This is a genomic window from Marinobacter iranensis, from assembly GCF_029207565.1.
In the GTDB taxonomy this organism is placed as follows: domain Bacteria; phylum Pseudomonadota; class Gammaproteobacteria; order Pseudomonadales; family Oleiphilaceae; genus Marinobacter; species Marinobacter iranensis.
The window spans coordinates 63,934-76,297 of record NZ_JANCMW010000014.1 but is presented as its reverse complement, the minus strand read 5'-3'; the positions used below and the strand labels follow the sequence as shown (position 1 = coordinate 76,297).

Genomic DNA, 12,364 nt, shown 5'->3' with positions numbered 1-12,364 from the left:
AAAACCTGTCAACGTGATACATAATCCAGTAATACCAAACCTTGACCAGTATCAATTAATAGATATACTGATTTGGAAATCAGACCAGGCACAACCGGAACATCACTTTATAGCGATTTGGATGCTGGCCGGCAGATCTTGTTTAGACAAAAACAAAGCCACATCGGATTGCTTATGTATAGGATAACGCCATGACTCAGCCCAGCATTCTTCTCGACATCGATCAGGGTGTGGCCCTGCTTACCCTGAACCGTCCCGACAGCCTGAACAGCTTCAATGTCGAAATGCACGAACGCATGCGCGACGCCATCAGCACCGTTCGCAAGGACGAGTCTGTCCGCGTACTGGTCATTACCGGCTCTGGTCGGGGTTTTTGTGCGGGACAGGATCTCTCTGACCGCAGCGTATCCCCGGACCAGGAAACGCCCGACCTGGGCGCCTCCCTTGAGAACTACTACAACCCGATGTTGCGAAGCCTGCGTGATTTACCAATGCCGGTTCTGTGCGCAGTTAACGGCGTTGCTGCCGGAGCCGGTGCCAACATTGCTCTCGCCTGCGATATTACTCTGGCGGCCCGTTCTGCCAACTTTGTACAGGCGTTCTGCAAGCTGGGACTGATTCCTGACTCCGGCGGCACCTGGACCTTGCCGCGAGTAGCAGGCATGGCACGCGCCAAAGGTATGGCCTTGCTGGGTGACAAGATCAGCGCAGAGCAGGCCGAAAGCTGGGGCATGATCTGGCGCTGCGTTGATAACGAGGCGCTGATGGAAGAGACCATGAAGCTGGCAAGGCACTTTGCCACCCAACCCACTAAAGGCCTCGCCCTGATCAAGCGTGCGCTGCACGCCAGTGCCAGCAACACCTTTGAAGAGCAGATCAACCTTGAGCGTGATCTACAGCGCCTGGCGGGACGGTCCGAGGACTACCGTGAAGGCGTTGCCGCCTTCATGGAAAAACGCACGCCGACCTTCAAGGGAAAGTAAATAATGCAGGCACTTGCTACCCAGACCACGATTGCCGTTATCGGCGCCGGCGCCATGGGCTCCGGCATCGCCCAGGTGGCCGCCCAGGCGGGTCACAAGGTATACCTTCACGACCAACGCGACGGGGCAGCCGCAGCAGGCCGGGATGGCGTCGCAAAGCAGCTCCAGCGCCGGGTGGACAAGGGCAGGATGGAGCAGCAAACCGTCGATGCCATTGTCGGTCGCATTCAGCCGGTCAGCGCGCTTTCGGAAATCGCCGAGAGCGGCATGGTCATTGAGGCCATTATTGAAGACCTCAATATCAAGCGCACACTGCTGGCGGAGCTCGAAGAACTGTGCAGCAATGAAACTATCCTTGCCACCAACACCTCATCCATCTCCGTGACCGCTCTGGGAGCCAGGCTCCGCTGTCCGGAGCGCCTGGTCGGCATGCACTTTTTCAACCCCGCCCCCCTGATGGCGCTGGTGGAAGTGGTAAAAGGCCTGGCCACCGACAAAAACGTGGCAGAGATTGTTTATGCTACCGCGACAAACTGGGGCAAAAAGCCGGTGTTCGCCACTTCGACGCCAGGCTTCATTGTTAATCGCGTGGCACGGCCGTTTTATGCCGAAAGCCTGCGACTGCTCCAGGAAGGCGCCGCCGATCCGGCGACCCTGGACGCCATCATTCGTGAGGCGGGCAATTTCCGGATGGGGCCGTTTGAACTGACCGACCTGATAGGCCACGACGTCAACTACGCAGTGACCAATTCGGTATTCAACGCCTATTACCAGGACACCCGCTTTCTTCCCTCTCTGATCCAGAAAGAACTGGTCGAAGCTGGGCGGCTCGGCCGCAAGAGCGGTCACGGTTTTTACCGCTACGCCGAAGACAGTAAGCGCCCGGAGCCAGGCACCGAGCCTGCCTGCCAAAGCAACGACACCCAACTGATCGTTGAAGGCGAGATGGGGCCCGCCGCCCAACTGGTTGATCGCTTCCGCGACGCCGGCCTCGAAATCGTTGAACGGGACGGTCCGGGGCAACTCCGGTTCGGAGAGGCGGTACTGGCCCTCACCGATGGCCGTATGGCGACGGAGCGCGCCCGCGCGGAAGGCTCTCCCAATCTGGCGCTGTTTGACCTTGCATTCGACTTCAGCAAGGCAACCAGGCTGGCGATTTGTGTCGCCGACCAGGCCTCCGACAAGGCGTGTTCCGATGCCTGTGCTTTACTTCAGAAAGCGGGTATCGCCGTGAGCCTGGTTGAAGATCGCCCCGGCATTGTGGTCATGCGTACGGTCGCCATGCTGGCGAACGAGGCAGCCGACGCCGAACTGCACGGTGTGGCAACAAAAGAGGACATCGACCTCGCCATGAAGGCCGGCCTGAACTACCCGGAGGGTCCGCTGAGCTGGAGCGACCGGCTTGGCAATGGCCGGGTATTTCAGGTTCTCACCAACATTCAGAACAGTTATGGCGAAGACCGATACCGGCCGGCCCTTCTGCTCCGGAAAAACCATTATGCCGAAAAGGGGTTCTACGCATGACCGAAACCGATCCGCAACAACTGGCCGAACGCTGTGCGGAAGCCATGTTTGCCCGGGATCGGGCAAGCCAGAAGCTTGGCATGAAAATCGAATCCATCGCCCCCGGCCGGGCCGTGCTGAGCATGATGGTGACCGACGACATGATCCAGGGCCATGGCTCGTGTCATGGCGGCTACCTTTTTACCCTCGCCGATTCCGCCTTTGCTTTTAGCTGCAACACTTATGACAAAGCGACCGTCGCCTCCGGATGCAGCATCGACTACATGTCTGGCGCCAAGGCTGGCGATGTACTGACCGCAACCGCCGAGGAGCAATCCCGGGGCGGCCGAACGGGCGTCTACGACATCACTTTAACCAATCAGGATGGCCGTACCGTTGCCCTGTTCCGGGGAAAATCCTACCAGGTCCGCGGCCCCGTCATTCATTCGGAGGAACACTCATGAGCGCAGATAATCGCTTGCAAGACGCCTACATTGTTGACGCCATTCGCACCCCGATTGGCCGCTATGGCGGCGCCCTGGCAGCCGTCCGCGCCGACGACCTCGGGGCCATCCCGATGAAAGCCCTGATGGAAAGAAACCCGGACCTGGACTGGTCAAAAATTGACGATGTCCTCTACGGCTGCGCCAATCAGGCTGGCGAAGACAATCGTGACGTTGCCCGTATGTCGTCGCTGCTGGCCGGCCTTCCGGTCGACGTTCCCGGTAGCACAATCAACCGCCTCTGCGGCTCCGGCATGGACGCCGTAGGAAGCGCGGCACGAGCCATCCGCACCGGCGAAGCCGGCCTGATGCTGGCGGGCGGCGTGGAATCCATGTCCCGGGCACCTTTCGTCATGGGCAAGTCGGAAACCCCGTTCAGCCGCAAAGCAGAAATTTTTGATACCACGATTGGCTGGCGCTTTGTCAATCCGGTACTGAAAAGGCAGTACGGTATTGATTCCATGCCGGAGACGGCAGAAAACGTGGCCGCCGACTTCGGCATTGCCCGGGATGACCAGGACGCCTTCGCGCTGCGCAGCCAACAGCGGACCGCGGCAGCCCAGAAGGCCGGGCGACTTGCCACCGAGATTACCCCGGTGACCATCCCCCGCCGCAAGCAGGATCCGCTGGTGGTGGATACTGACGAGCACCCCCGGGAAACCAGTCTTGAGAAGCTGGCCACGCTACCCACGCCGTTCCGCGAAAACGGTACCGTGACCGCGGGCAATGCCTCCGGTGTGAACGATGGCGCCTGCGCCCTGCTACTGGCTGGGGCCGGCGCTCTCAAACAGTACAACCTCAAGCCCCGCGCCCGGGTGGTTGCCATGTCGACTGCCGGCGTTGAGCCACGGATCATGGGCTTTGGGCCTGCTCCGGCAACCCGCAAGGTACTGGCTACCGCCGGCCTTGAGCTGGCTGATATGGACGTGATTGAACTGAACGAAGCCTTTGCCGCACAGGCCCTCGCCGTCACCCGCGACCTCGGGCTGCCGGACGACGCCGAGCACGTAAACCCGAACGGTGGCGCCATTGCCCTTGGCCACCCGCTGGGCATGAGTGGTGCCCGACTGGTGACTACAGCCCTGAACGAACTGGAGCGCCGCCACGCTGCCGGACAGAAAGCCCGTTATGCGCTCTGCACCATGTGCATCGGCGTGGGCCAGGGCATTGCCATCATCATTGAACGGACGGATGCGGTGGCCTGACTCCACGGTCCGGGCCAGAACACAGACCATTACCCGACAAGAACAACGCAGGACAGAATCATGAGCCTACCACTTCAGAAGATTGGCAAACTCGACCGGATGGAGACCGCCAGTATTGACGAACTCCGCCACGAACAGCTTCAGCGCCTGCGCTGGAGCCTGATTCACGCGTACACCAACGTGCCGTTCTACCGTAAGGCGTTTGACGATATCGGGCTAAAACCGATGGACATCAACTCCCTGGATGACCTTACGAAGGTGCCGTTCACCACCAAGGCCGACCTGCGTGACAACTACCCGTTTGGCATGTTCGCCACACCCATGTCAGATGTGGTGCGGGTGCACGCTTCCAGCGGAACCACCGGAAAGCCCACTGTGGTCGGCTATACCCAGAGTGACATCAACACCTGGGCTGACGTTGTCGCCCGCTCCATCCGGGCCGGTGGCGGTTCCCGTGGAGACAAGGTGCATGTTGCCTATGGCTACGGCCTGTTCACTGGAGGCCTCGGCGCACATTACGGGGCTGAACGCCTTGGCTGTACGGTCATCCCCATGTCCGGCGGCCAGACCGAGAAACAGGTCCAACTGATCAAGGACTTCGAGCCCGACATCATCATGGTGACACCGTCCTACATGCTGAACATCGCTGACGAGATGGATCGCCAAGGCATTGATCCACACAAGCTGCCGCTGCGCCTGGGCATTTTTGGGGCAGAGCCGTGGACCAACGCCATGCGGGCCGAGATTGAAGAGCGGCTCGGTATCCAGGCCCTGGATATCTATGGCCTGTCCGAGGTGATGGGCCCCGGGGTCGGAATGGAATGTGTCGAAACCAAGGACGGCCCCACCATCTGGGAAGACCATTTCTATCCGGAAATCATCAACCCGGAGACCGGCGAAGTGTTGCCAGATGGGGAATACGGTGAACTGGTCTTCACCTCCCTGACCAAGGTGGCCCTGCCAATCCTGCGCTACCGCACCCGGGATCTCACCCGCCTGCTGCCGGGTACCGCCAGGCCCATGCGTCGGATCGACAAAATTACAGGCCGCAGTGACGACATGCTGATTATCCGTGGCGTAAACGTGTTCCCGAGCCAGATCGAAGAACAGGTGCTGAAATGTGAGGCACTGGCACCCCACTACGAAATTGAGGTTTATAAGGAAGGCAACCTGGACTGCGTGGATATTCGCGCCGAACTCAAACCCGGCATTTCCAGCGAAGAGGTTCGTGCCAGGTCCGCCAAGGAACTGGCTCACCATATCAAGTCCTACATCGGTATCAGCACCCGTGTTGAGGTGATGGAAACTAACCGCCTGGCTCGCTCGGAAGGCAAGGCCAAGCGCGTGTTTGATCGCCGCAATAAATAAGTCTGGACGACTTGCAGGGGGGGGGGGCGGCCCGCAGTCATTGCCACCGCTCCCCCTTGACAGCCGCCCTCCCCACCATCATCGATTTAGCTTTACTTTTCGGCCACAAATCTCAATAGCATTTTTTCACGTATCATAACTTTTATTATTAAAATCATATATATAAGTTATGTTGACCAATTATTATGGCATGACATGACACACAAAGACTGCACTTGATATTTATTCAGTATCATATAATATGGTGTTATTCGCCCTCTGGTGCTACTTGAGGGTGCCAGTGTTCACGGAGCTACAGAACAACAAGCCCGATCCGGAGGTATTCTATGTACGCCCAGCTCGTTGAAACCGGCGCCAAGCGCCTGAAGACCCTGGAAGAGATGTCGCCTGAAGAGCGCGAGTTTCAGGAAAAGGTCGACGCCGAAACCAAAATCGAACCCAAGAACTGGATGCCTGAGGGCTACCGCAAGACCCTGGTTCGCCAGATCTCCCAGCACGCCCACTCCGAAGTGGTCGGCATGCTGCCGGAAGGCAACTGGGTTACCCGGGCTCCCACCCTGAAACGCAAGCTTCAACTGATGGCCAAGATCCAGGACGAGGCGGGTCATGGCCTGTACCTCTACAGCGCCATGGAAACTCTCGGCGCTGACCGCGATGAAGAGATTGAGAAGCTGCATCAGGGTAAGGCCAAGTATTCCAGTATCTTCAACTATCCGACTCTTAACTGGGCCGATATGGGTGCAGTGGGCTGGCTGGTGGATGGCGCTGCGATCGTGAACCAGGTTGTGCTCCAGCGTACCTCCTATGGTCCTTACTCCCGCGCGATGGTCCGCATTTGCAAGGAAGAGAGCTTCCACCAGCGCCAGGGTTACCAGATTCTTCTGGACATGATGCGCGAAGGCACTGACGAGCAGAAAGCCATGGTGCAGGACGCGATCAACCGTCTGTGGTGGCCAGCCCTGATGATGTTCGGCCCCCATGATGACGAATCGCCTAACTCACAGCAGTCCATGGCATGGAAGATCAAGCGCAAAACCAACGACGAACTCCGCCAGATGTTCATTGACCAGACGGTTCCGCAGCTCGAATTCCTGGGATGCACGGCGCCGGACCCGGACCTGAAACGGAACGAAAAAACCGGCCACTACGATTTCGGTGAAATCAACTGGCAGGAATTCTACGACGTTCTCAAGGGCAACGGCCCTTGCAACCGCGAGCGCATCAACACTCGCAAGAAAGCAATTGACGAGGGCGGATGGGTTCGCGAAGCGGCCGTCGCCTACGCCAGAAAACAAAAACAGCGCACCCAAGCCGCTTGATACCGGAGGAATACAACATGTCTGAATGGCGCCTTTACGAAGTTTTTGTACGGTCCAAGCACGGCCTGAATCACAAACACGTGGGCAGCGTGCACGCCTCTGATGCCGAGATGGCCATGGAAAATGCCCGCGACCTGTACACACGCCGTAGCGAAGGCGTGAGCATCTGGGTTGTGCCCTCCGACACCATCACGGCCTCCGCTTCCGACGAAAAAGAAGTTCTTTTCGACCCGTCGGAAGACAAGATTTACCGGCACGCTTCCTTTTACGAGCTGCCCGATGAAGTCGGACACATGTAAGGAGCTGTTCCAATGACACAAGCAGAAGCATTACAGGAATACCTGCTGCGCCTGGCAGATTCCGACATGATCCTGGGCCAGCGCCTGTGCGAGTTGTGCGGCAAGGCCCCGGCCCTTGAGGAAGAAATGGCACTGATGAACGTTGCCCTTGACCTCGTCGGCCAGGCCCGTAACTGGTACGAGTACGCAGCCGAGCTGATTGATGATGGCCGCGATGCCGACAAGCTGGCGTTCCGCCGCGATGCCCATCATTACCGCAACCTGCTGCTCACCGAGCAGCCCAATGAGGATTACGCGGTCACTATGGGTCGGCAGTTCTTCTTTGACGTGTGGCATTACTTCACACTCAAGAGCCTGACCGAATCCAGCGATGAGCACATTGCCGGTATTGCTGCCAAGGCCCTGAAAGAAGCCACTTATCATCTGCGTCGATCTTCAGAGTGGGTCAAGCGTCTGGGCGATGGCACCGAGGAGAGCCATCGCCGCATGCAGGACGCCGTGGATATCCTCTGGCGCTTTACCGGCGAACTGATCACCCCGGACGACACGGATCGTGTCATGGCCGAGGCGGGCATTGGCCCGGACCCCGACCAGCTTGCGCAAGACTGGCGCGGTATGGTCAAGGAAGTGCTTACCAAGGCCACCCTGACACCGGGCGCCGAAGACGCCTGGATGTACATGGGCGGCAAGCATGGCGAGCACACCGAACACCTCGGTTTCATTCTGGCGGAAATGCAGTTCCTGCAGAGGGCCTATCCCGATGCCACAACCTGGTGATTCAGACAGCCGGTCAGCCGTCGATATCCTGATTGCCAGTGATCGGGTGCCGGCAAACGCCCGCCCCGATCTGCTGACAGAGGATGACATCTGGGCACTTCTCGAAGAGATAAAAGATCCTGAAGTGCCGGCGGTAAGCGTCGTGGAGCTCGGAATTGTCCGCACTGTAAGGTGGGATGGGAACGAGCTGTCCATTGATGTAACCCCGACCTACTCCGGCTGCCCTGCTACCGAGTTGATTGAAGAGCTGATTACCGAAGCCCTGCGAGCTGCGGGCTTCCGGGATCCCAGAATCAATCAGGTGCTGACCCCTGCCTGGACCACCGACTGGATCACAGACGAAGGCAAAGAGAAGCTTCGGGCATTCGGAATCGCCCCGCCCGAGGGTAGCTCCAGCAAAATGAGCCTGCTCGGGGAACCTGAAGTCATTGCCTGCCCGCACTGCGGCAGCAAAGACACTGAGCGGATCAGCGAATTCGGATCCACCGCCTGCAAAGCCCTTTATCGTTGCAAGGAATGCCTCGAGCCCTTCGACTATTTCAAATGCATCTAGAGCCGATACGATCATGAACAAATTCTACTCACTGACCCTCAAAGAGGTCAGACCTGAAACAAGAAACGCCGTATCACTTGCTTTTGATCTGCCAGAAGACCTGGCGGACAAGTTCAGCTACAAGCAGGGCCAGCACCTGATTGTCAGAACCAAACTGGACGGCGAGGAAGTGCGCCGCTCCTATTCGATCTGCCGCAGTGTCAACGACCAGGAGCTGCGCATCGCTGTGAAGCAGGTGCCCGGCGGCCGTTTCTCTACCTTTGCCAACGAGCAGCTGAAACCCGGCGAAACGCTGGAAGTTATGCCGCCCCAGGGTCATTTCTCCATTGACCTGGATCCCGAGCGGAAAGGCAATTACCTGGCGGTTGCAGCGGGCAGTGGCATCACCCCGATACTGTCGATCGTCAAGACTACCCTGGAAACCGAACCCAAGAGCGAGGTAACGCTGTTCTATGGCAACAAGGCCACCAGCAGCACCATGTTCAGGGATGAGCTCCAGGACCTGAAGAACGAATACATGGCCCGCCTGAACCTGGTTTACATCTTTACCCGTGAAGAGCAGGACATTGACCTTTACAACGGGCGAATTGACCACGACAAGTGCGACGCCCTGTTTGATCACTGGATCAACGCCAGGGAGCTCACCGCGGCCTTCATCTGTGGCCCCCAGCTAATGACAGAGGACGTGCGGGACTCCCTGCTTCGCCATGGCATGGAGAAAAGCAGGGTCCATTTTGAGCTCTTCACGCCAGCCGGTGGTGCGCCCCAGGCCCGCAAGGACAGAGCCCCGTCTCAGGTAGATCCGAAGTCGGTTAGCGAAATCACTGTTATCGCCGATGGCCGCACCCTGACTTTTCCGCTGGTTCGTGACACCAAGAGCATCCTGGAGGCCGGCAACGAAGAAGGTGCGGATTTGCCTTTCTCCTGCAAAGCCGGCGTCTGCTCCACTTGCCGCGCGAAAGTTGTGGAAGGCGAAGTGGAAATGGACCAGAACTTTGCTCTGGAAGATTACGAGGTGGACGCCGGCTATGTGCTCTCCTGCCAGTGCTATCCGATCAGCGACAAGGTGGTTCTGGACTACGACGAGATGTAGTTCCCGGCCAGCCAACAAGCAAGACACCAGCAAGGCAAGTTCCGCGTAACCGGGACTTGCCTTGGCATTTCAGAAACGAATGGAGTTTCCCATGTCAGTCCTGAAAAGTTTCATTGCCGGCCAGTGGGTCGGCGACAAGGCCGCCAAGGCTCTGCCCAGCGCCGTTAACGGCCAAATCGTGGCACACACTCACGACGACACACTCGATTTCAAGAAAGCCGTAGAGTATGGCCGCAAGGTCGGTGGTAAAAACCTGATGGCCATGGATTTCCAGGAGCGTGCCTTGGCCCTGAAGGCCATGGCCATGTACCTCCAGGAACACAAGAAAGAACTTTACGCCCTGTCGATGCATACCGGGTCCAGCAAAGGCGACAACGGCATCGATATTGATGGCGGGTTCGGCACCCTGTTCTCCTACGCCAGCATGGGCCGTCGCGAACTGCCTTCCGGCAATGTGGTGCACGAAGGACCGGTAACGCCTCTCGGCAAGAACAACCACTTCGCCGGTACCCATATCCTGGTGCCTAGGGGCGGCGTGGCTGTCCACATTGACGCCTATAACTTCCCGGTGTGGGGTATGCTGGAGAAGTTCGCACCCACTTTCCTGGCAGGTATGCCGTCCATTGTGAAGCCGGCCACCTCCACCTGCTACGTTACCGAGTTGGCTGTTCGTCTGATGCAGGAATCCGGTGCCCTGCCCGAAGGCAGCCTGCAGCTGATCATCGGCAGCACCGGCGACCTTTTCGACCACCTTGAAGAGCAGGACGTGGTTACCTTCACCGGCTCGGCAGCCACCGCTCGCAAACTCAGGAATCACCCGAACATCATCAACCGTTCGATTCCGTTCAACGCCGAGGCCGACTCACTGAACAGTGCCATTCTGGCGCCGGACGTGACCCCCGAGCACGAAGAATTCGATATCTTCGTGAAGGAAGTGGGCCGCGAGATGACAGCAAAAGCCGGTCAGAAATGTACCGCCATCCGCCGTGTCCTGGTGCCGAAAAGCCAGGTGGACGCTGTCTGCGACAAGCTCAAGGAGCGGTTGTCGAAAGTTACTGTCGGTGATCCTTCTGTTGAAGGCGTTCGCATGGGCGCTCTGGCTTCCGTTGACCAGCTTGAGGATGTCAAAACCAACATTCAGGAACTGCTGAAAACCAGCGAACTGGTCACCGGTGGTAACGGCGACTTCAAGCCGACCGGCGAAGGCACCGAGAAAGGTGCATTCATCGAGCCGCACCTGCTGCTGTGCCGGAACCCCGAGAATGGCTGTGGCGCGCACGATATCGAGGCCTTTGGCCCCGTGGCGACAGTGATCCCGTACGACACCGTCGAAGACGCAGTGGCTCTGTGTGCACAAGGCCGGGGCTCGCTGGTCACCACCCTGACCACCCGCGATCCCGTCACTGCTGGCAAGATTGCTCCCCTGCTGGCGGCCTTCCACGGCCGCCTGCACCTGCTGGATGCAGAAGCCGCGAAGGAATCGACGGGCCACGGTTCCCCCTTGCCCATGCTCAAGCACGGCGGCCCGGGCCGCGCGGGTGGTGGCGAAGAGCTCGGCGGCATCCGAGCGGTTCATCACTACCTGCAGAGAACCGCGATCCAGGGCTCTCCATCAATGCTGGCTGCGGTCACCCGCGAGTATGTGCGTGGTGCCGATCTGATTGAAACAGAGGTGCATCCGTTCCGTCGCCACTTTGAAGACCTGCAGATCAACGAATCCCTGCTGACGCACCGGCGCACGGTCACCGAGGCGGACATCGTCAACTTCGGCTGCCTGTCCGGCGATCACTTCTACATGCACTTTGATGAAATTGCGGCGCGGGACTCCCAGTTCGGCAAGCGCATTGCCCATGGCTACTTTGTGCTTTCCGCCGCGGCTGGTCTGTTCGTTTATCCGGGCGAAGGTCCGGTTCTGGCGAACTACGGTCTGGATACCCTGCGCTTTATCGAGCCGGTGGCCCCGGGAGACACCATCCGGGCGCGACTGACATGCAAGCGCAAGATCGATCAGGGTCGTACCTCTCCGGACGGGCACCCGCAAGGTGTGGTGGTCTGGGATGTTCAGGTTCACAACCAGAACGACGAAATGGTTGCAAGCTACGACATCCTGACACTGGTTGCCAAAAAGCCCGAGTAACACCGGGCTACCGCACTTGCCCCCGCCCTGCGGGGGATACGCTATGGTGCGCCCCGTTGAGGCCTCATACCAGACCATCCACCGGGATGGTCTCGGTATTCTTGATCTCCCGCAATGCAAAGTTTGAATTCACTTGTGCAATGCCCTGCAAAGTGAAGATTTTTTCGTTCAGAAAGCGGTCATAGCTGGCCATATCCGGCACGATAACCCTCAGTACGAAATCGGCATTCCCGGTAACCGCAAAACACTGGAGTACCTCAGGGTAGCTGCTGACCTGCTGTTCAATCTCTGCGGTGCTGTCGATATTGTGTCGTTGCAATGACAGGTTAACCAGCACGCACAAGCCTTGACCGATGCGCTCCGGATCCAATCGTGCGCTGTATCCCTGAATGACCCCGCTCTCCTCCAGAGCCCGTACCCGCCGCCAACAGGCCGCTGGCGATAACCCCACCTGTTCCGCCAGTAACTGGTTACTGATGCGCCCGTCCTGTTGAAGCATGGACAAGATCCGTCGGTCCAGCTTGTCTAGATTAACCTGTTTCATTTTGTAACACCTGGTTTTTATCAAAGGTTCTTTCGCAATATTGTCTTTTATCAAACTTCCTTTCGCAAATTCCAAAAACC

Annotated in this window: 12 protein-coding genes; 11 read left to right on the top strand and 1 reads right to left on the bottom strand. The window is 58.4% G+C overall.

Annotated features, from left to right (window positions below; genetic code table 11):
• Nucleotides 1-191: 191 nt before the first annotated feature.
• The 11 genes from paaG (at nucleotide 192) to paaZ (ending at nucleotide 11,740) form a co-directional block, all read left to right on the top strand.
• Nucleotides 192-983, top strand: a complete 792-nt coding sequence (gene paaG, locus NLU14_RS18595; RefSeq protein WP_275709375.1) for a 2-(1,2-epoxy-1,2-dihydrophenyl)acetyl-CoA isomerase PaaG — start codon at nucleotides 192-194, stop codon at nucleotides 981-983.
• A 3-nt stretch (nucleotides 984-986) separates the two neighbouring features.
• Nucleotides 987-2,507 (top strand): 3-hydroxyacyl-CoA dehydrogenase PaaH, encoded by a 1,521-nt coding sequence (gene paaH, locus NLU14_RS18590; protein ID WP_275709373.1) that lies wholly within the window; start codon nucleotides 987-989, stop codon nucleotides 2,505-2,507.
• Nucleotides 2,504-2,950 (top strand): hydroxyphenylacetyl-CoA thioesterase PaaI, encoded by a 447-nt coding sequence (gene paaI / locus NLU14_RS18585; RefSeq protein ID WP_275709371.1) that lies wholly within the window; start codon nucleotides 2,504-2,506, stop codon nucleotides 2,948-2,950. The genes paaH and paaI overlap by 4 nt, the downstream gene beginning before the upstream one ends.
• Nucleotides 2,947-4,194 carry a 3-oxoadipyl-CoA thiolase gene (gene pcaF, locus NLU14_RS18580; RefSeq protein ID WP_275709369.1) on the top strand — a complete coding sequence of 416 codons (1,248 nt, stop codon included), beginning with the start codon at nucleotides 2,947-2,949 and terminating at the stop codon, nucleotides 4,192-4,194. The genes paaI and pcaF overlap by 4 nt, the downstream gene beginning before the upstream one ends.
• A gap of 60 nt (nucleotides 4,195-4,254) precedes the next feature.
• Complete coding sequence (gene paaK / locus NLU14_RS18575; RefSeq protein WP_275709367.1) at nucleotides 4,255-5,562, top strand: phenylacetate--CoA ligase PaaK; 1,308 nt, start codon at nucleotides 4,255-4,257, stop codon at nucleotides 5,560-5,562.
• A 326-nt stretch (nucleotides 5,563-5,888) separates the two neighbouring features.
• The gene (gene paaA, locus NLU14_RS18570) at nucleotides 5,889-6,881 is read left to right on the top strand and encodes a 1,2-phenylacetyl-CoA epoxidase subunit PaaA (RefSeq protein ID WP_275709365.1); all 993 of its coding nucleotides are present in this window, start codon (nucleotides 5,889-5,891) and stop codon (nucleotides 6,879-6,881) included.
• A gap of 17 nt (nucleotides 6,882-6,898) precedes the next feature.
• Entirely contained in the window at nucleotides 6,899-7,180 is a 282-nt protein-coding gene (paaB, locus tag NLU14_RS18565) for a 1,2-phenylacetyl-CoA epoxidase subunit PaaB (RefSeq protein ID WP_275709363.1), read from the top strand.
• Nucleotides 7,181-7,192: 12 nt separating this feature from the next.
• Nucleotides 7,193-7,957 carry a 1,2-phenylacetyl-CoA epoxidase subunit PaaC gene (gene paaC, locus NLU14_RS18560; RefSeq protein ID WP_275709361.1) on the top strand — a complete coding sequence of 255 codons (765 nt, stop codon included), beginning with the start codon at nucleotides 7,193-7,195 and terminating at the stop codon, nucleotides 7,955-7,957.
• Nucleotides 7,941-8,510 carry a 1,2-phenylacetyl-CoA epoxidase subunit PaaD gene (gene paaD / locus NLU14_RS18555; RefSeq protein WP_275709359.1) on the top strand — a complete coding sequence of 190 codons (570 nt, stop codon included), beginning with the start codon at nucleotides 7,941-7,943 and terminating at the stop codon, nucleotides 8,508-8,510. The genes paaC and paaD overlap by 17 nt, the downstream gene beginning before the upstream one ends.
• A gap of 13 nt (nucleotides 8,511-8,523) precedes the next feature.
• Nucleotides 8,524-9,603, top strand: a complete 1,080-nt coding sequence (gene paaE / locus NLU14_RS18550; RefSeq protein WP_275709357.1) for a 1,2-phenylacetyl-CoA epoxidase subunit PaaE — start codon at nucleotides 8,524-8,526, stop codon at nucleotides 9,601-9,603.
• Nucleotides 9,604-9,694: 91 nt separating this feature from the next.
• Nucleotides 9,695-11,740 carry a phenylacetic acid degradation bifunctional protein PaaZ gene (paaZ, locus tag NLU14_RS18545; protein ID WP_275709355.1) on the top strand — a complete coding sequence of 682 codons (2,046 nt, stop codon included), beginning with the start codon at nucleotides 9,695-9,697 and terminating at the stop codon, nucleotides 11,738-11,740.
• A gap of 64 nt (nucleotides 11,741-11,804) precedes the next feature.
• Here paaZ and NLU14_RS18540 read toward each other — a convergent pair whose 3' ends face one another.
• The gene (locus NLU14_RS18540) at nucleotides 11,805-12,284 is read right to left on the bottom strand and encodes an Lrp/AsnC family transcriptional regulator (RefSeq protein ID WP_275709353.1); all 480 of its coding nucleotides are present in this window, start codon (nucleotides 12,282-12,284) and stop codon (nucleotides 11,805-11,807) included.
• Nucleotides 12,285-12,364 lie beyond the last annotated feature (80 nt).

Coding starts and splice junctions, on each gene's coding strand:
- paaC (WP_275709361.1), top strand. CDS start 7,193: ATGACACAAGCAGAAGCATTACAGGAATACCTGCTGCGCCTGGCAGAT.
- NLU14_RS18540 (WP_275709353.1), bottom strand. CDS start 12,284: ATGAAACAGGTTAATCTAGACAAGCTGGACCGACGGATCTTGTCCATG.
- pcaF (WP_275709369.1), top strand. CDS start 2,947: ATGAGCGCAGATAATCGCTTGCAAGACGCCTACATTGTTGACGCCATT.
- paaB (WP_275709363.1), top strand. CDS start 6,899: ATGTCTGAATGGCGCCTTTACGAAGTTTTTGTACGGTCCAAGCACGGC.
- paaI (WP_275709371.1), top strand. CDS start 2,504: ATGACCGAAACCGATCCGCAACAACTGGCCGAACGCTGTGCGGAAGCC.
- paaK (WP_275709367.1), top strand. CDS start 4,255: ATGAGCCTACCACTTCAGAAGATTGGCAAACTCGACCGGATGGAGACC.
- paaG (WP_275709375.1), top strand. CDS start 192: ATGACTCAGCCCAGCATTCTTCTCGACATCGATCAGGGTGTGGCCCTG.
- paaH (WP_275709373.1), top strand. CDS start 987: ATGCAGGCACTTGCTACCCAGACCACGATTGCCGTTATCGGCGCCGGC.
- paaA (WP_275709365.1), top strand. CDS start 5,889: ATGTACGCCCAGCTCGTTGAAACCGGCGCCAAGCGCCTGAAGACCCTG.
- paaD (WP_275709359.1), top strand. CDS start 7,941: ATGCCACAACCTGGTGATTCAGACAGCCGGTCAGCCGTCGATATCCTG.
- paaE (WP_275709357.1), top strand. CDS start 8,524: ATGAACAAATTCTACTCACTGACCCTCAAAGAGGTCAGACCTGAAACA.
- paaZ (WP_275709355.1), top strand. CDS start 9,695: ATGTCAGTCCTGAAAAGTTTCATTGCCGGCCAGTGGGTCGGCGACAAG.